At 44.1% G+C, this 19,150-nt stretch carries 17 protein-coding genes; 14 read left to right on the top strand and 3 right to left on the bottom strand.

Features of this window, described 5'->3' with window-relative positions; genetic code table 11:
* Nucleotides 1-19 precede the first annotated feature (19 nt).
* From fdh3B (FM038_RS24605) to FM038_RS24575, 7 genes are all read left to right on the top strand, one after another.
* Complete coding sequence (gene fdh3B, locus FM038_RS24605) at nucleotides 20-610, top strand: formate dehydrogenase FDH3 subunit beta (protein ID WP_142873365.1); 591 nt, start codon at nucleotides 20-22, stop codon at nucleotides 608-610.
* 58 nt (nucleotides 611-668) lie between these two features.
* Nucleotides 669-1,682 (top strand): formate dehydrogenase subunit gamma, encoded by a 1,014-nt coding sequence (locus FM038_RS24600; protein ID WP_142873366.1) that lies wholly within the window; start codon nucleotides 669-671, stop codon nucleotides 1,680-1,682.
* Between the two features lie 672 nt (nucleotides 1,683-2,354).
* On the top strand, nucleotides 2,355-2,552 hold the full coding sequence (locus tag FM038_RS24595) for a formate dehydrogenase (protein WP_142873367.1): 198 nt from the start codon (nucleotides 2,355-2,357) through the stop codon (nucleotides 2,550-2,552).
* A 17-nt stretch (nucleotides 2,553-2,569) separates the two neighbouring features.
* Entirely contained in the window at nucleotides 2,570-5,425 is a 2,856-nt protein-coding gene (locus FM038_RS24590; protein ID WP_142873368.1) for a formate dehydrogenase subunit alpha, read from the top strand.
* A gap of 18 nt (nucleotides 5,426-5,443) precedes the next feature.
* The gene (gene fdh3B, locus FM038_RS24585) at nucleotides 5,444-6,013 is read left to right on the top strand and encodes a formate dehydrogenase FDH3 subunit beta (RefSeq protein ID WP_142873369.1); all 570 of its coding nucleotides are present in this window, start codon (nucleotides 5,444-5,446) and stop codon (nucleotides 6,011-6,013) included.
* Nucleotides 6,014-6,217: 204 nt separating this feature from the next.
* Nucleotides 6,218-7,195: a formate dehydrogenase subunit gamma gene (locus tag FM038_RS24580; RefSeq protein WP_142873370.1), complete on the top strand. Its 978-nt coding sequence runs from the start codon at nucleotides 6,218-6,220 to the stop codon at nucleotides 7,193-7,195.
* 319 nt (nucleotides 7,196-7,514) lie between these two features.
* Nucleotides 7,515-8,852, top strand: a complete 1,338-nt coding sequence (locus FM038_RS24575) for a coproporphyrinogen III oxidase family protein (RefSeq protein WP_142873371.1) — start codon at nucleotides 7,515-7,517, stop codon at nucleotides 8,850-8,852.
* 291 nt (nucleotides 8,853-9,143) lie between these two features.
* On the opposite strand, the gene FM038_RS24570 is transcribed toward FM038_RS24575, so the two are convergent.
* Entirely contained in the window at nucleotides 9,144-9,329 is a 186-nt protein-coding gene (locus FM038_RS24570; protein WP_142873372.1) for a hypothetical protein, read from the bottom strand.
* 346 nt (nucleotides 9,330-9,675) lie between these two features.
* On the opposite strand from FM038_RS24570, the gene FM038_RS24565 reads away from it, so the two are divergent.
* From FM038_RS24565 to FM038_RS24535, 7 genes are all read left to right on the top strand, one after another.
* Nucleotides 9,676-9,954 (top strand): putative quinol monooxygenase, encoded by a 279-nt coding sequence (locus FM038_RS24565; RefSeq protein WP_142873373.1) that lies wholly within the window; start codon nucleotides 9,676-9,678, stop codon nucleotides 9,952-9,954.
* A 37-nt stretch (nucleotides 9,955-9,991) separates the two neighbouring features.
* Nucleotides 9,992-10,564, top strand: a complete 573-nt coding sequence (locus FM038_RS24560) for a GNAT family N-acetyltransferase (protein WP_142873374.1) — start codon at nucleotides 9,992-9,994, stop codon at nucleotides 10,562-10,564.
* Nucleotides 10,564-11,001 (top strand): GNAT family N-acetyltransferase, encoded by a 438-nt coding sequence (locus tag FM038_RS24555; protein ID WP_142873375.1) that lies wholly within the window; start codon nucleotides 10,564-10,566, stop codon nucleotides 10,999-11,001. Before FM038_RS24560 ends, FM038_RS24555 begins: the two co-directional genes overlap by 1 nt.
* 224 nt (nucleotides 11,002-11,225) lie before the next feature.
* Nucleotides 11,226-12,062: a PfkB family carbohydrate kinase gene (locus FM038_RS24550; RefSeq protein WP_142873376.1), complete on the top strand. Its 837-nt coding sequence runs from the start codon at nucleotides 11,226-11,228 to the stop codon at nucleotides 12,060-12,062.
* Between the two features lie 381 nt (nucleotides 12,063-12,443).
* The gene (locus FM038_RS24545) at nucleotides 12,444-13,901 is read left to right on the top strand and encodes a sensor domain-containing diguanylate cyclase (RefSeq protein WP_142873377.1); all 1,458 of its coding nucleotides are present in this window, start codon (nucleotides 12,444-12,446) and stop codon (nucleotides 13,899-13,901) included.
* 57 nt (nucleotides 13,902-13,958) lie between these two features.
* Nucleotides 13,959-14,651 carry an MOSC domain-containing protein gene (locus FM038_RS24540; RefSeq protein WP_142873378.1) on the top strand — a complete coding sequence of 231 codons (693 nt, stop codon included), beginning with the start codon at nucleotides 13,959-13,961 and terminating at the stop codon, nucleotides 14,649-14,651.
* Between the two features lie 145 nt (nucleotides 14,652-14,796).
* Nucleotides 14,797-15,123 (top strand): DUF4870 domain-containing protein, encoded by a 327-nt coding sequence (locus tag FM038_RS24535; RefSeq protein WP_142873571.1) that lies wholly within the window; start codon nucleotides 14,797-14,799, stop codon nucleotides 15,121-15,123.
* Nucleotides 15,124-15,208: 85 nt separating this feature from the next.
* Here the strand turns inward: FM038_RS24535 and FM038_RS24530 are convergent, their stop codons facing one another.
* Together FM038_RS24530 and FM038_RS24525 are read right to left on the bottom strand one after the other, a co-directional pair.
* On the bottom strand, nucleotides 15,209-17,119 hold the full coding sequence (locus FM038_RS24530; protein WP_142873379.1) for a methyl-accepting chemotaxis protein: 1,911 nt from the start codon (nucleotides 17,117-17,119) through the stop codon (nucleotides 15,209-15,211).
* A 370-nt stretch (nucleotides 17,120-17,489) separates the two neighbouring features.
* Nucleotides 17,490-19,139 carry an electron transfer flavoprotein-ubiquinone oxidoreductase gene (locus tag FM038_RS24525; RefSeq protein WP_142873380.1) on the bottom strand — a complete coding sequence of 550 codons (1,650 nt, stop codon included), beginning with the start codon at nucleotides 19,137-19,139 and terminating at the stop codon, nucleotides 17,490-17,492.
* Between the last annotated feature and the right edge of the window lie 11 nt (nucleotides 19,140-19,150).

The following is a 19,150-nucleotide window of genomic DNA, read 5'->3' as shown; positions in this document are numbered from 1 at the left end:
GATGAGGAGATAAGCCATTATGGCAGTCATGAAATTTTTGTGTGACACCAAACGCTGCATCGAGTGTAACGGTTGCGTCACAGCTTGTAAGAACGAAAACGATTCCGCTCTTGAGTGGGGAATTCAACGTCGCCGCGTAGTGACAATTAACGATGGAGAGCCAGGTGAAGCATCTATCTCAGTGGCATGTATGCACTGTACCGATGCACCTTGTCAGGCTGTTTGTCCTGCTGATTGTTTCTACCGTACTGAAGACGGCATAGTACTTCATAACAAAGATACTTGTATCGGTTGTGGTTACTGTCTATATGCTTGTCCATTTGGTGCACCTCAGTTCCCTAAACAGGGTGCTTTTGGTAGCCGCGGTAAGATGGATAAGTGTACTTTCTGTGCCGGTGGCCCAGAAGAGAACCATTCAGATGCAGAACGCCAGAAATACGGTTCTAACCGTATCGCAGAAGGTAAGTTACCTATGTGTGCTGAGCTGTGTGCGACCAAGGCACTGCTTGCTGGTGATGCTGGTGTAGTATCTGATATCTATCGTGAACGTACTGCATCTCGTGGTAATCCTGGCGGCATTTGGGGTTACACCCCAAAGACTGGCGTATAGGACGAATAGAGCTGTGAGTCCTGCTCACAGCTCATTATTAGTCCCATAAGGAGTGACTATGTTATTAAAATCACTGCGTAGCCTGTTTGCTTTGTTGGTTTTACCTCTAGTGTTGACCTTAGGTTTAGGTATGAGCTCGACAGCAATTGCTGCCGATGATCAGACTAGCCAGCAGATGGCCAATGCAAAAACCAGCGACGCTGATCTGTGGCGTGCTGTAAAAGCAGGAGACTCAGGTTTCACTACGGCGCAAGGTGTTGAAGCTAATGTGCTGATTAATGTTGCGGGCAATCAAGGGAAAGATATTAAAAATAATTATCTGACTCCTGCGATGGCCTTAGCAGTATTAGGTGTATTTGTTGCTTTCGTTATTTTCTATTTTGTTAATGGTCCATCTAAGTTACACGGTGGATTCTCTGGCAAAATGGTACTGCGTTGGTCTAAAGCCGACCTGTGGATCCATTGGGTCTTAGCGATATCATGCCTTACGCTGATCTTAACGGGTATCAGTATCATGACAGGTAAACACATTATTCAGCCCTATGTGGGTGAAGGTGTGTGGGCTGCATTGATCAATGCCAGTAAGTTTATCCATGATTATGTCGGCCCTATCTTTATTGGTGCCTGGATATTGTGTGTCGTTAAGTGGATGCCTCTGCAGACATTTAAGATGTACGATCTTAAGTGGTTCCTCGTGGTTGGTGGTTACATCAACTTTGGACCATTTAAGGGTAAGCACCCAGATAGTGGTTTTGCCAACGCTGGTGAGAAGATGTGGTTTTGGACCTTAACTGTGTTCGGACTGTTTATCAGTATCTCTGGCATCATGTTGGTTCTGCCTGGTTTGGATCTTCCCCGTGAAGCATCTATGCTGGCACTGCTAGTACATGCAGCCAGTGCGATCATCATTATCGCCTTTACTATCGTGCATATTTGGATGGCGACAGTACTGAGTGAAGGTGGTATGGAGTGTATGGTTTCAGGCTACTGTGATGAAACTTGGGCCGTACAGCACCACAACCTCTGGTTCGATGAGATCAAAGAGAATGGTACTTTAGAGTATAAAGATTAGCTCTAAGTCTCTGGGTACTAGGCTCTAGTTCCTAGGATCACAAAAACTGCCTCAGTCGATTAAGTTCACTGAGGCTTTTTTATTTTATTTACTTGCTTTCGATCTTCTCTTGGCTCAATCATTGCCTCGCACCTCGCACCTCGCACCTCGCACCTCGCACCTCGCACCTCGCACCTCGCACCTCGCACCTCGCACCTCGCACCTCGCACCTCGCACCTCGCACCTCGCACCTCGCACCTCGCACCTCGCACCTCGCACCTCGCACCTCGCACCTCGCACTTCAATCATCCATTTATTAGCCTTTTGGCAATTGATAACTATTATCAAAAGGCACACGGTTTCAACACGTTAGCTGATACAAACTCGTTACATTTTTATGTTGGTTTTTAGCTAAATTCAGCATGAAAATGAGTTCACAGAGTTTTAATAAGTTTGACAGGCTTAACAATTTGTCGATTAACACTGATTTTCAACTGTGCTACATCGACTTAGATCAATCTTTTCTGTCTCTGCTTTGCCTATATTGCCGGGGCTATTTACTGGATGTTTTAAGATAGAAATATTTTTGTTCGATTCCGCATCAAATGTTAACGACTAGTTAATTGCGGTTTTGATTCTAATTTTGATTTTGAATCATTCATATTATTTAACGATTCCTTTCTAGGAGTAAGAATGAAGAAGCAACAGCCTGATCTGAATCGCAGATCTTTGCTGAAAGCACTGACTATTGGTGGCACGGCGACAGCCGCACTTGCCGCTACTGGTATCAGCGCAGCTCAAGCAACAGAGAGCACTGTAAGCACTAAAAGTGCTGATGGCTACCATGAGACTGCACATATTCGCAGTTATTACAATAGCTTGCGTAGCTAATTAGGAGAATTCGAGCGATGCAATTAACTCGCAAATCTAACGAGGCACCTAAAGTTGAGAAAAAGACTCTAGGCATTAGCCGTCGTCAGTTTATGAAACATGCTGGTATCACATCTGGTGGTATTGCTGCAGCTTCACTTTTGGGTACTGGCATGATGCGTAGAGCTGAAGCCAAAGATGTCCCACATGATGCACCTATCGAGATCAAGCGTACTGTATGTAGTGCTTGTGCGGTAGGTTGTGGTCTATACGCTGAAGTACAGAATGGTGTTTGGACAGGTCAAGAGCCTGCCTTTGATCACCCATTCAACAGCGGTGGCCACTGTGCAAAAGGTGCAGCCCTTCGTGAACATGGTCACGGTGAGAAGCGTCTTAAATACCCAATGAAACTTGTTGATGGCAAGTGGAAGAAACTATCTTGGGAGCAGGCTTTTAACGAAGTTGGCGACCAGATGCTGAATATCCGTAAAGAGTCAGGTCCTGATTCACTTTACTTTATGGGTAGCGCGAAGTTCTCGAACGAAGGTTGTTACATGTACCGCAAATTTGCGGCTATGTGGGGCACCAACAACGTCGATCACTCAGCACGTATTTGTCACTCTACCACAGTAGCCGGTGTTGCAAACACTTGGGGCTACGGTGCGCAAACTAACTCTTTCAACGATATTCAGAATGCTAATGCAATCTTCTTCATCGGGGCTAACCCGGCCGAAGCGCATCCTGTTGCTATGCAGCATATTCTGTTAGCGAAAGAGAAAAACAACGCCAAAATTATCGTTGTTGATCCACGTTTCTCACGTACAGCAGCTCACTCAGATCTGCACTGTGCACTACGCCCAGGTACTGATATCCCATTCATCTACGGTATGCTTTGGCACATCTTTGAAAATGGTTGGGAAGATAAGACCTTTATCCAAGAGCGTGTTTTTGAGATGGAAACGATTCGCGAAGAAGCGAAGAAGTTCCCACCTAAAGAAGTTGAACATGTTACTGGCGTAAGTGAAGCTGATGTTTATCAAGCGGCTAAGCTTATGGCTGACAACCGTCCTGGTACCGTTGTTTGGTGTATGGGTGGTACTCAGCATCACGTAGGTAACGCGAACACTCGTGCTTACTGTATCCTTCAGCTTGCCCTAGGTAACATGGGTAAGAAGGGTGGTGGTACTAACATCTTCCGTGGTCACGATAACGTACAGGGCGCAACCGATTTAGGTCTGCTGTTCGATACGTTACCTGGTTACTACGGTCTTAAGACGGGTTCTTGGAAGCACTGGTCTCACGTTTGGGATCTTGATTTCGATTGGGTTAAGAACCGCTTCGATCAAAATGAATACCTAGGTCGTATCCCAATGAATACCCCTGGTATTCCTTGTTCTCGTTGGCATGATGGTGTACTTGAGACACCTGAAGCGCTAGCACAGAAAGATCGTGTTCGTATGGCATTCTTCTGGGGTCAATCAGTTAACACTGAGACACGTCAGCGCGATGTTCGTGAAGCACTAGATAAGATGGATACTGTGGTTGTTGTGGATCCTTTCCCAACTATGGCGGGTGTTATGCACCGTCGTAAAAACGGTGTTTACTTGCTTCCTGCAGCGACTCAGTTTGAGACTGAAGGTTCAGTTTCTAACTCAGGCCGTAGCCAACAGTGGCGTGAAAAGGTTATTGAGCCATTGTTCGAGTCTAAGACCGACCTTGAGATCATGTACCGCCTTTCACAGAAACTTGGCTTTGCGCAAGAGTTCACTAAGCGTATTGCTAAAGATGCTAACGATGTTCTGGTTATCGAAGACATTACTCGCGAAATTAACCGCGGTATGTGGACTATCGGTATGTCAGGTCAAAGCCCTGAGCGTTTGAAGATGCACACCCAAAACTGGGGCACTTTCAGCAACAAGACGCTTGAAGCGACTGGCGGTCCAGCTAAAGGTGATACTTACGGTCTACCTTGGCCTTGTTGGGGTACACCAGAGCAGAAGCACCCTGGTACTCAAATCTTGTACAACACGAACAAGCACGTGCTTGAGGGTGGCGGTAACTTCCGTGCTCGCTTTGGTGTTGAGTACAAGGGTAAGAACCTACTTGCAGAAGGTAGCTTCTCTAAAGGTTCTGAGATCACTGACGGTTACCCAGAGTTCACTGACAAGATGCTTAAGCAGCTTGGCTGGTGGGATGAGCTTACAGTGGAAGAGAAAGCTGAAGCTGAAGGCAGAAACTGGAAAACCGATCTTTCTGGTGGTATCCAGCGTGTTGCGATGAAACATGGTTGTATCCCTTACGGTAACGCAAAAGCGCGTTGTATCGTATGGACATTCCCTGACGAAGTCCCTGTTCACCGTGAGCCGTTATACACGCCTCGTCGTGATCTGGTTTCTAAGTATCCTACTTATGACGATATGCAGGTTCATCGTCTACCTACGCTGTACAAGTCTATCCAAGAGAAAGACTCGACGGCTAAGTACCCACTAGCATTGACTTCTGGTCGTCTGGTTGAGTATGAAGGTGGTGGTGAAGAGTCGCGTTCAAACCCATGGTTGGCAGAGCTTCAACAGGAGATGTTCGTTGAGATTAATCCTGCCGACGCTGCAGATCGTGGTATCCGTGACGGAGACACTGTGTGGTTAGAAGGTGCTGAAGGTGGTCGTATTAAGATCCAAGCCATGGTAACGCCTCGCGTTAAAGCTGGTGTAACTTGGATGCCTTACCACTTCTCTGGTGTTATGCACGGCGAAAGCCTGGCGCCTAACTACCCAGAAGGTACGGTACCTTATGTGATTGGTGAGTCTGCGAACACTGCACTGACTTATGGTTATGACCCTGTGACTCAGATGCAGGAAACCAAGGCGTCGCTTTGTCAGATTGAGAAAGCGTAAGCTAGGAGAATTGCCATTATGGCTACAATGAAATTTTTATGTGATACCAAGCGCTGCATCGAGTGTAACGGTTGTGTCACAGCATGTAAGAACGAAAACGACTCAGCACTTGAGTGGGGCATTCAACGTCGCCGCGTAGTCACCATCAATGATGGTGTACCTGGTGAAGCATCAATCTCAGTGGCATGTATGCACTGTACTGATGCTCCTTGTATGGCAGTTTGTCCAGCAAACTGTTTCTACCAGACTGAAGATGGCTTAACGCTACACAACAAAGATACCTGTATCGGTTGTGGTTACTGTTTATACGCTTGCCCATTTGGTGCACCTCAGTTCCCTAAAAAGGGTGCTTTTGGTAGCCGCGGTAAGATGGATAAGTGTACTTTCTGTGCCGGTGGTCCTGAAGAAGATCACTCAGATGCAGAGCGTCAGAAGTACGGCTCTAACCGTATCGCTGAAGGTAAGCTACCTATGTGTGCTGAGCTATGTGCGACTAAGTCGTTACTTGCGGGTGATGCTGAGATCATCTCATCAATCTTCCGTGAGCGTGTTGCATACCGTGGCTCTAAAAATGCAATCTGGGGCTAATAGATCTGCTGCGCATTTCTATTGATGCCACTGCGTGGCGCTATTTAGATACTGATAAGTCGTTAGGATGAAAGGGATCTGAATAGCGAAGCCAAGGTTGGCCCTTGTTAAACATCGAAATGATGATTAGGAAGAATCGACGTTGGCTTGTATCGCGTGAAAGTCCACACCATGGTGACATGGTGTGGAAGATAAGGATGTAATATGAACAATTGGTTCAAACAGATAGGCTTAACTTTAGTACTGATTTTCAGTGCTATCGGTTTTGCTCAAGCTGGCTCTTCAGAGCAGCCTGTTGCGACTGATGGCCAGATCTGGTCACAGTTAAAAGCAGGTGCTACCGGTGAGACTACCTCTCATGGTGAGTTCCACAATCAGCCGATCAATACTTATGATCTTCGTGTCCTTGAGTTACGTAGTGACTTATTAGCGCCGGCCTTAATGGCTGCACTATTTGGCATGATCATTATCTTTATTGTTTTCATAAAGGTTAACGGTATCTCTAAGCTGCACGGCGGTTACTCAGGTAAGTTGGTTTATCGTTGGTCAAAATTTGATGTTTCAATTCATTGGCTTGGTGCTATTCCGTGTCTGCTGCTGATTTTGACTGGTCTGTCGTTACTGGCGGGTCGCTTTTTCTTCCAACCTTATATGCCTGAAAGCTTATGGTCTGGTTTTATATATGCTGCCAAGCAAATACATGACTTTATGGCTATTCCATTCATGCTAGGTTGGGCCTTGATGGTTACCTTATGGGCTAAGAATCAGCTACCAAAGATGTACGATATCAAGTGGATGATGGTGGTTGGTGGTTATATCAACTTTGGTCCATTCAAAGGTAAGCACCCTGATGCAGGCTTTGCTAACGCAGGTGAAAAACTGTGGTTCTGGGCATTTGCTGCCTTTGGCCTAGTTATCTCTGCATCTGGCATGTTGCTGCTATTCCCGAACTTGTTCGAGCCTAGCCGCACATTGAGTCTGATCGCACTAGTATTGCACTCAGTCAGCGCTATCGTTATTACGGCTTTCTCTATCGTGCATATCTTCATGGCAACGGTTATGTCTGAAGGTGGTATGGAGTGTATGGTTTCTGGTTACTGTGATGAAACATGGGCAACCCAGCACCATAACCTTTGGTTTGACGAAATCAAAGCTGACGGTACTCTGAAGTATAAAGAGTAAGCTTTAGCTACGAGTTCCTAGGAACTGCTTAAAACACCCTGCTAGGTAACTGGCAGGGTGTTTTTTTATCTTTGAAGTATTTGAGCTCGGTGCTACTAAAAGTTACCCGCTTTTCTAATTACTGGTTATCTATTAAGCAAGACCTAAAATATGACATGCTTAACAAAATGGCGTTGATTCTATCGTTCGCTGTCGTAAGTGAAAGCCAGTTCACGTTTTATCTATAACTTAAGTGATACTTTTCAGTTCCACATATAGGATGTGTCCCTTATTAGTGTCGTGTACTCGCCATGGAAAGTCGTTTCATTTAGGAATCTTTATGTCATCTATTATTCAATCAGCTAGCAGTAAAATTATTAAGCCCTATCAGGCAGATATTACTGTGCCCAACTGGATGCTAAGCTCTATGGAGCGAGTGATGCAGTTTTATGTGGATAAAAATCTACGATTGGATACTCAGTCTGCTGACATGATGCCTGCGCCAGTCGAAGGCAAAAAGTATATGCTCTATGCGCATATTCCTTTTTGTCATACTCTCTGCTCATTTTGTACTTTTCATCGTTTTATATTCAAAGAGGACAAGGCTAGAGCCTACTTCGTCTCGCTCAGAAAAGAGATGGATATGGTTAAGGCGCTTGGCTATGACTTCGAGTCTATGTATATAGGCGGTGGCACAACCACAGTGCTAGAGGATGAGCTTGCCCGTACCATTGAGCATGCTAAGAAGTTATTCCCTGGCATTAAAGAGGTTTCGTGTGAGTCCGATCCACAGCATTTAGACAGCCCTGGCTTTAAACAGCTCGAAGGGTTAGTGGATCGTATGTCTATTGGCGTTCAGAGTTTTAATGATGATATTCTGACCATGACAGATAGAATTGATAAATTTGGCTCGGGCCAACAGACATTCGATAAGATCATGGCAGCAAAAGAGCTGTTCCCGATCATCAATGTTGATCTGATCTTCGGTTTTCGTGGGCAAACAGATGAGATTATCCAGCATGATTTGGATATGGCTTCTAAGTTAGACCCGCGTCAGATCACCACCTATCCCTTGATGATCACTCATCAGACTCGTAAGAGTGTGAAAGGTAAACTAGCTGCATCTCAGGAAGATATGGCGCGTCAATATCGCCAAATTCTAAATAGTTTAAATGGCCAGTATAACCAGCTGTCTTCATGGGCATTTGGTAAGACTGATAATGAAGGCTTCGATGAGTATGTCATCGATTATGATGAGTACTTAGGTGTTGGTTCAGGATCGTTTAGCTTCTTAGATGATACCTTGTATGTGAATAATTTCTCATTGCGTAAGTATCATGAAAATATTGCCGCCGGTCGAATGGGGGTTGAGCAGCAAAAGAACTACAGTAAGAAAGATGTGATGCAATATAGATTCTTATTAGGCATGTTCTCTGGTCGTTTATCGCGTAAATATTTCCGTGAGACTTTTGGGGTAAACTTAGATACAGCACTGTTTAAAGAGATGACCTCAATGAAAGTGATAGGTGCAATTAAAAATGATCCAACAGATCCGGATAATTTAATTGTCACTGATAACGGTAAGATGATGGGCTTGCTGATGATGAAAGAATTTTATTCAGGTATGGATAATGTTCGTGCTCAGCTACGTAAGCCATTAAAGCCATGTGATATGTAATACCAATCAGTATCTTCAAGCTGTAAATGAGAGCTTAGTGATTGTTACCAAAGGTTGAAGTGTTACTTCAGCCTTTTTTATTGCGTGTTACTACTGATCGTAAGTCTAAGTGAGAGATGATATTGGTTGGTATTATTCACTTTCAAGTAGAGCTCTGTTTTGTCTCCATTTTATATCTATTTATTGTCTATTTTAATTAAGTTGCTGATTTTTATTATGTTAACTCTGGATGAAATCGTTAATGGATCCAGACAGAGTTAAACGTTTAATACCGATCGGTATAGGAAGCTGTCAGAGTGAAGTGGTCTTCTTTACCAGATTTTCAAGTTGCACTATCTCTAAGCGGATCTGCTTGATGAAGTGGTCATCATAATTCAGTCGATCAAACTCATTGAGACAAGCACGGTAGCGCTTAAGCCTATTTTCGGGGGTACCGACAAGATTTAAGATCTCATCAAAATTAATTATTGATTCCATTCAACAATCCTACAATTCATCCTTGGTCTGAATCTATTTTACAAAACTATTATGTGTGGTTATGTCACTGACTATGTCTATTTTTATGTAACATGGGTTTAACATGAGTGTTATTGTTATAAAACAATGCTTTATTGGTATTGGTACTTTTCTGCTCTCAAATATAAATTAATCTCTGACATGGGGTTGAGAGATCTCTTACATTAAGACTAGCTAAAATAAACCGTTGGCAATCTATAGCTTCCGAAAGCAATAAACCCAGTGTCGCTTATGGCTGGTGTTGAAAATATTTGAGTTTCAGGTAGTTTGGCATATACAAATTATGGCATTTAATAAGGACGTTTAGATGATCGTGCGCATCGGAGAGTTTCAGGCTGCGGAAGGAAAGAGTGAAGAATTGTATGAATTCCTTCAGTCTTTGAGTGCATATATTACCCAGTCAAAAGGATGTGTTTCCTATGATGTACTGCGTAAACATGAGGCTGTGAAAGAGTTCGCTGTTATTGAGCGATGGTTGAGCGTAGAAGATCATCGGGCTTCTGTTGATAGTTTTCCTAAAGAGCAGATGCAAGCTGCCATGACACTATTCTCTGGGGCCCCTAAGGGGAGCTATTACCTGTCCTGAATCTTAGCTTTTGAGTAAAGCACTGGAGTCGATGAATATGAAAGTCCTTTTTCAAACCGAACGAATTACCTGTCGCGAGTTTGTCCAAGGTGATCTGCAGTCTTTTGCCGATTACCGAGCGTTACCTGAGGTGGCTCGCTATCAAGGCTGGAGTGAGTATCGCTACCAAGATGCCGTGTCTTTATTTGAAGAGATGCAAAAAGTACCATTTGCGACTGTCGGACACTGGTTTCAACTCGCTATAGTGACTAAGTCTAGTATTGGGACGAGTGGCGCTTCTACACCCAGTCAGTTGTTAGGTGATCTGGCAGTTCATTTCATCGATGAAAATCAAATTGAGATCGGCTTCACTTTTGCGCCAGATTTTCAGGGGCAAGGTTTTGCATCCGAAGCCGTACTGGGGTTGCTGACCTATCTATTTACTGTATTAAAACCCCATAGAGTGATCGCAACGACTGACACTGAGAATGTGCCATCATGGCTGTTATTAGAAAGAGTGGGCTTTAGACGAGAAGCGCATTTTATTGAGAATGTATTTTTTAAAGGGGCTTGGGGCAGTGAGTTTCAATATGCCATGCTAGCGTCAGAATGGAGACCTGTTGTTGGTTAATGCCTATGTCTGAACTGATTGCTAATTTATGTGTGGTACAAGAAGTCGTATCTGTGGATGACTTCATTAGATTAAGACGTATTTCTGGGCTGTCTCCAAGGCCTAGGGCTGCTGTAGTAAAAGGCCTGCCTCGCAGTTTGTATGGGGTGTTTATTCGAGTCGATGCACCTAGTATCAAACAGCAAACTATCGCCATGGGACGTGTGGTGGGTGATGGGGCATTAAATTTCGAAATTGTTGATGTCGCTGTCGATCCAGAATACCAAGGACAGGGTTTAGGCCGAGAAATTATGCAACAAATAATGAATTATCTTGAGCAAGAAGCGCCAAGCGGTGCCTATATTACCTTGATGGCAGATGTCCCCGCTCTGTATGACAAGTTTGGCTTTAAGCTAAGCCGTCCAGAGAGTGAAGGTATGTATATGATTAAGCAGTAAATATAATTTATCACCTTGCTATTTTATATTTTACCATTTCATTTGTAAGCCACTCCAAAGATCTTCGATAGCACGCGTAACTAGATATTCAATCCCCTTATCTTGCCTACAGTATTTTTAACTCCCGCTGAATGGTCTCTTATTTAATGGAAATGGTATTAATGGCTAATGCAGGACAAATCCCTTAACATCGCTTTATGACTCTTTTATTGTGAAATGCTTAGATGGCCAATATTCTTTTGATCGCAAATTTAAATTGTGATCGTATTTTGCAATTGGACAAGCCTTTGCAGACGGGCGGACGCTTTCATTATCAGGATGGAGGACAAAGACTCGGAGGTGGTGGCGCTAATACTGGCTTAGGCTTAGTCTGGGCGCAGCATAGGGTTGCTTTGGTGAGTCAAGTTGGTAGAGATAAAATAGGTGACTGGTTGTTAGCTGAAGCGAGTACCCAAGGGATCGACTGTCATTTAATTCAACGGCATAATCAGACTAGTAATGAGATGTTGTTGGTGATGACTCCTGATGGTGAGCGGACGATTATTCGCCCTGAGCGACCTAATTTTGAATTAGCTGCACCGCCAATCTGGGAACTGTGGGATGCTGTTTATTTTAATTCATCGGCTGAAGGTGCTGTCAGTTGGGCTAAAACGGCATTGAAGCAGAGTCTGGTATTTGCCCAGCTCGCGAAAGATGATAGACCCAGACCTTGCCATATCTTGATCGCTTCTAAAACGGATATGGCAGGCAGAAGTGAGTGTGCTCCGTGGCAGTATGGCTTGAGTATTGCTGGCGATTGCCTTAAGTATTTTATTGTCACCGATGGCGAAGAAGGTGCGATTCTCTATACAAAAGATGACAGCATTCAAGTTGCTGCTGTGCCTGCCACGATTGTCGATACCACCGGGGCGGGAGATGCCTATGCGTCAGGCTTGATCCATGGCATGACTACAGGGCTTTCTATTATAGATTCAATGAAAGAGGGCGCGAAATGGGCTGCATTTGCCGTTGCCACCCAAAGCTCCATTCCCGGTGAGGCATTAAAGGCGTATCTCGAATAGAGAAAGCTAAAATGTGACCTCTATATTTCCTAGGAACTAGACCCTAGTTCCTAGAGTCTTGTCATAAATCTCTCATTATTACGCCATGAACCTGTAACTTATCCGGCTTATCCTAACTCCATAGACTCAGCTCGAAACTTCCTGCACGTCTTTTATATGTTTTTATCATGTTCTTTGCCCTGTTCCCCAGCAGGGCATTTTTTTCAATTAAGCTTATACCGATTGGTATTATCATTAACTTGTTTTTACAGACCTCGAATTCTCAATTCTTACTCTTCTGGTTTTATTTGCTGCCATAAAGCTGGCTTTCGGGTTAATATTTAGCAGCTTGTTACAGTTTTGTTTGTTTATCCTCGATGGATCACTGCTGGATGTATGTATATGGGTAATACAGTTTGGAATGATAAGAAAAAATTTATATGGGCATTATCTATTCTGCTCTTAACGGCTTTTTTAATAACCAGCAGTATTAGTTACCGAGTAGCTCATGAATCTTTGACTGAGCAAATTGAGCTGAATACGTTACCGCTGACAAGTGACAATATCTATTCTGAAATTCAACAAGATCTGCTTCAGCCTATCTTTATTTCTTCACTGATGGCGCAGGACACCTTTGTACGAGACTGGACCATAAATGATGAGCAAGACCCCAGCAAACTGATCCGTTATTTAAGAGAGATACAGAATAAATACGATACAGTAACTAGCTTTTTTATTTCGGAAAAAAGTCGTAATTATTACCATTCTAGTGGCATTCTAAAAACTATCGAAGACACTGAGCCAGAAGATGCCTGGTATTTTCGAGTCCGTTCTTTACCAAAGTCAGAAAACTATGAAATTAACATAGATCTCGATTCTGCCAATAAAAGTCGAACAGTTGTCTATGTTAACTATAAGGTATTTGATTTTGAAGGTAATTTTATTGGTGTGACTGGCGTAGGCCTTGCTGTTGAGAAAGTAAAAAAACTGATTGAGCTGTACCAGAAAAGATATAACCGGCATGTTTTTTTCGTCGATAGGGAGGGCAGAGTGACCCTTAATGGGGATAAGTATAATGGTGCCGCCTCTTTGCAAACTAGTCCGGGTCTAGATAAGTTTGCGACTCGTATCTTGACTAGCCCAAGTGCGTCTCTGACTTATCTCAGAGACGGTAAAACAGTTTACTTGAACAGCCGCCTCGTCTCTGAATTTAAGTGGTATCTCATGGTTGAACAAGAAGAAGTAGAGGCTGAAAAAAAGCTGTTAGCGACATTTTGGGGCAACTTAGTCCTTAGCTTATTAGTGACTTTAGCTATTTTATTCATCGCCAATATGACATTAGGTCGTTATCAAAGAAAGATTGAGCAGATGGCCTCAACGGACAAGTTAACAGGAGCAGCTAACAGGCAAGTGTTCGAGGAGTATTTCTATCAGGCCATCGATAAGGCGAAAGCTGACCAATCTATGGTGTCGGTGATCTTGCTCGACATTGATTATTTTAAGCGCGTCAATGATTGCTATGGCCATAACATTGGTGATCTGGTTATTAAAACAATCGCCAACATTCTCAGGAATCAACTTAGAGATCAAGATATTGTCTGTCGTTGGGGGGGAGAAGAGTTTGTCTTGTTGCTCCCTGAGATTGACTTGAGCCATGCCGCCGATATTGCTGAGCGGATCCGCAAGGCCATCGCTGAGCGTAAGATACGAGTGAATGAGCATGAGATCAGTGTCACTGTCAGCTGTGGTGTTGCAGAGTACAAGGCAAATGAAAAGCCTACCGAGCTAATTAATCGTGTCGATGTCGCGCTTTATCAAGCGAAAGATAGCGGGCGAGATCAAGTGGTTCTGTCTCATTAATCATGCAAGTTAACATGAAGCAAGTTGTTATTTGAACGTGACTTAAGGAATAGCTAGATGTCGGAACAGTTACTGGTTAAGCGTTTGTCGGGTCTATATCTGGGAGAAGAGCTTAGCGAAACTACAGGTATTATCAGTGGAATATCTCACAAGCAATCTTCGACCTCATTACAAGTTACAGTAGAGAGTGTTATCGGAGATCGTCAGGCTGATCCTAAGCATCACGGCGGCTTAGATAGAGTGCTGCATCACTTCCCTCGAGAGCATTATGGTCAGTATCGTCGTTGGGATATGATGAATGGCTTTAAAGATGCGCCGGCCATGGGTGAGAATATCAGCACTGTAGGGCTGGATGAAACTCAGGTCAATATCGGTGACATCATCTGCATCGGTGACGTAGAACTACAGGTCACCCAGCCGAGATCCCCTTGCTTCAAGTTAAATGGCCAGTTTGGTCATAAAGAGTTTGCACTTGCAATGCAAACCAGTGGCTTATGTGGTTGGTTCTATCGCGTATTACAGCCAGGTGTGATCACTCAAGATGCCAGTGTATACCTTAAGAAGCGCCATACGGATATCAGTGTTAGGGATGCAATGTCGATCTACTTTTCTACCGAATATGATGCGCAGAGTTACGATCGTCTCGCTTCATGTGAAGGCTTGGCCACTTCCTGGGTGGGCAGCTTGCAAAGGCGATTACAGCAGCAAAAAATTGAAGATTGGCAGATGCGCCTCATCGGTCCAGCATAGTGAGTCTAGTTATGCTATAAATTAGAGTTAAATCTTAGGCTTATGCCGATTGGTATTAGAATCGTTTCAAGGAGAGAATAGCGTGACAGAGCAAACTGAAGAGCAGATACAAGAAGTACAGGGATTGAGTCAGGACGAGAAAAATATGGGCATAGCGGTGCATGTTGCCAGCTTCGCCGGTTATTTGATCCCATTTGGCAGCATACTCGGTCCATTGATTGTTTGGCTGATGAAGCGAGATGAACTTCCATTTGTCGATGAGTGTGGTCGAAACTGTCTGAACTTTAAGATCAGCATGTTCATCTGGGTGATGATCAGCTTTGTACTTATGTTTGTCGGTATAGGATTTATATTGATTGGATTATTGGCTGTTGTAGATATTGTATTGACCATCATAGCGGCGATGAAAGCCAGTGAAGGCGTCTGTTATAAGTATCCATTATCAATAAAGTTCTTGAAGCCTCGTAACTAAAAAAAGCTAACAATTAAATCGTTATTTAAGTTCCTAGGTCCTAAGACCTAGAACCTAGGACCTAGAACCTAGGAACTTATATTTACTACACCTTAAAGCCTGCCACTAACGTATCGAGACGACTCGCGAGTTGATTGAGAGATTCACTTGCATTAGCTGCCGCATGGGCCGTGTCTGCAGTTCTCTGAGTGATATCATTTATCTCGATGACATTACGGTTAATATCTTCTACTACGGTTGATTGCTCTTCAGTGGCTGCTGCAACCTGAATATTCATGTCAGTGATTTGACCAATTTGTTCACTGATCCCAGATAAAGACTGACTTGCCTCATCGACCGCCGCTACACCTTCAATTGAGCGAGAACGACTCTGTGTCATGGCATCCACTGCTCTACTAGCCTCTGATTGCAACTTATCGATCATGATCTGTACTTCGTTGGTAGACTCAGCCGTTCGTGATGCAAGGTTACGAACTTCATCGGCGACAACGGCAAATCCACGTCCAGCTTCACCTGCTCGTGCGGCCTCGATGGCGGCGTTGAGTGCGAGAAGGTTTGTCTGCTCGGAGACTGCACGGATCACATCTAAAATACCGCCAATCGATTTAGTGTGAGTCGCTAATGACTCAATGACCTCGCCAACTTGCTCAACATCATCCGATAACTGGTTGATCGTATCGCGGGCACGCATGACAACAACTTGTCCTGAATTGGATTCCGTATCGGCATTTTTTGCGGTATCTGCGGCCTGAGCTGCATTGCCTGCGATCTCGTTGACAGTTGCTCCCATCTCATTGATGGCTGTCACGACCATCATGGTCTGATCTTTCTGTAACTGGCTATCGGATAAGGTTTGCTGTGCCTGATTGGCCACATCTTTAGCTGATAGGCTTAGTTGTTCGCTAGTTTCTGTGACTTCTATTATCGATGCCTGGATCTTACTAATGAAGCTATTGAAGCCGATGGCTAGCTTAGCTAACTCGTCATTACCTTGAACGGGTAAGCGTTGGCGCAGATCGCCTTCACCTTCTGCGATACTGTGCAGCATGCTAGCAACTTTGGAGATGGGTTGGCTGATAGAGCTAGCGACAAATACAGCAAGAAAGATCAGTACTACCGCGATGACTAGACCCCAAATTAGAATCTGGTAAGCAGACTCTTCTAACATGGCAAAAACTTCACTCTGGGGAACTTGAGCGATGAGATACCAGTCCATAGAGGGAATGTAACTACTGGCCACTAGCATGGTTTTGTCGTTAAGCTCTATTTTTGTCAGGCTAAACTCACTGCGATTAAGTAAATTATTGGCCTGGTTCTGGTAAATGCTATTGAGGTTATTACCAATACTTCGAGTATCTTGATGTAGCTTTACTTCACCTTGAGCATCGACAAGATAGACAAAACCAGTCTGTTCTATCTTGAAAGAACTCAGTAGGCTAACCATGTCATTTAAAGATTTTGCTAGCCCGACTAATCCACGGCCATAGGGTTGCTGGTAGTTGATAAAGAGTTTTACTTCACCATTAGCTTCAGTGAATACATTGAGCATGCGCTCTTGGCCACTGTTTTTATAATCAAAGAACCAAGCATCCTGGCTGGGGGTTAACTCTTTTAAAAATCCATCTTGGGTGTAATAAGCGGCTGTATCTTTGTCTGCGAAGGAGGCCTGCACGAGATCATACTGCCGAGTGATTTTGTCTAATTGACTCACCACAAGAGGTTCTTGGTCGGCCGGGCGCCCGTTTTCAAGCCACTCGGTAAGCATAGGGCTATTGGCAAGTTGCTCTGCGGCATTCATTAAGGTTGCGATATCTAGTTCAACCTTGTTGCGGATCTGCAGTAGCATATTAGGTAGCTCAGAGTTCAACATACGTTGTTCAATGACCTGTTTAGCACTTTGTTGGCTCAGTACGCCAACAAGTATGGTGGATAGCAGAACGGCAAGCGTAACCGTGAGTAATATCTTCTGTTTGATCGTCAGCATATTTAGTTTCATATTTTTTGCAACTTGCTTGTGTTTGAAGTGACCTGTATTTATTTCAGCTGAGTTGTTGCACTTGGTATTGACTGAAAGCTTCCTGCTTTAGCGTTATTACCTTAGTGCCAGACGCTGACTCTAAATATGGGCTTCAATGGTATTGTGACCTGGAGTGCTAAACGTCAGCCTCAATAAGTCGGCTCGTCTAGCTTGTTTTGTAGGATATTGAGATTCTGATTGAAATAAGCGTTTGGATATTTAGACAACGCTTTTATTAGAGGGCGGGAGTATGGTTACTTTTTGACTTATATGCAATCTGTTTTTATGAATTTTGTTATTAAAAAACGCGCTGTTAACAGCGCGTTTTTATATGGCCTAACGTGTAAATCTACATGTTAGGGTAGTTAGGTCCTCCACCACCCTCTGGAGTGACCCAAGTGATGTTCTGACTTGGGTCTTTAATATCGCAGGTCTTACAATGGATGCAGTTCTGGCCATTGATGACAAATTTACTTTCACCTTCCTCTTGGACAATTTCATAAACACCTGCAGGGCAGTATCTTTGAGCCGGTTCGTCAAACTTCACTAAATTGACATCTACCGGAATACGCTCATCTTTGAGACGCAAGTGACAGAGCTGGTCTTCTTCGTGGAAAGTATTAGACAGATAAACCGAGGAGAGTTTGTCGAAGCTAAGTTTGCCATCTGGCTTAGGGTAATCAATTTTATTGTACGCGCCGACTTCTGCCATTTGCGCATAATCAGGTTTCTCATCGCGCAAGGTGATGGGAAATTTACCGCCGAACCAATTTTGATCGATAAAGTTAAATGCGCCACCTAAGTAAGTGCCGAATTTATGCATTGCGGGGCCGAAGTTACGTGATTTATGTAGCTCGTCTTGTAGCCAACTCTTTTCGAAACGTTCGTTATAACAGTCGAGATCTTTACCGCCTTCGACACCAGCTTGAAACGCGAGAGCAATTGTTTCTGCTGCCAAAATTCCGCTCTTCATCGCGGTATGTGTGCCTTTAATCTTGGCAAAGTTCAATGTGCCTGCATTACAACCTATAATGAGCCCGCCAGGGAAAGTCATTTTAGGCAGCGAGTTTAATCCGCCTTTGGTGATAGCTCGGGCGCCATAACTGACACGCTCGCCACCTTGCAGGTGCTTGGCAATCGTTGGATGTGTTTTATAACGTTGGAACTCATCGAAAGGGCTGAGGTGCGGATTCTTATAGTTGAGATCGATAATCAGACCAACAGCGACTTGGTTATCCTCTAAATGATAAAGGAAGCCTCCGCCAGATGAACCTTCTGTTAATGGCCAGCCGCCAGTGTGAACCACTTTTCCTTGCTGATGCTGTTCACTGGGGACTTTCCAGATCTCTTTAAAACCAAGGCCATAATGTTGCGGTGTTTTGCCATTATCTAAATGGTATTTTTCTATCAGTTGCTTTCCTAGATGGCCGCGACAACCTTCACTGAAAATAGTGTATTTAGCATGTAGCTCCATGCCGGGTTCATAGCTATCTTTAGGCTGACCATCTACGCCTACGCCCATGTCACCAATGATGATGCCTTTTACACTATTATCTTCATTATATAGCAGGTTACTGGCAGGGAAGCCTGGGAATATTTCGACGCCAAGCTCTTCGGCGCGCTCGGCTAACCAGCGTGATAGATTGCCGACACTGATAATGTAATTACCTTCGTTATGCATAGTCTTAGGGACTAAAGCATTCGGCATTAGACGAGAATTCTGAGCTGAACTTAGCATGTAGATTTCGTCAGCTGTGACCTGAGTGTGTAGTGGTGCGCCCTTATCTTTCCAATCACTGAACAGTTCGTCGAGCACTTTAGGCTCAAACACAGCACCAGAAAGAATATGCGCCCCAACTTCGGAGCCTTTCTCTACAACACAAACAGTGAGCTCGTTGCCACTGTCTTTGGATATCTGCATGAGTCGACATGCGGTTGCCAAGCCTGCTGGACCAGCACCAACTATGACGACATCGAACTCCATCGATTCGCGTTCCATCACTTCACCTC

Origin of the sequence: Shewanella eurypsychrophilus (assembly GCF_007004545.3) — a bacterium.
Lineage (GTDB): Bacteria > Pseudomonadota > Gammaproteobacteria > Enterobacterales > Shewanellaceae > Shewanella > Shewanella eurypsychrophilus.
This window is presented reverse-complemented; position numbering and strand designations above follow the sequence as displayed.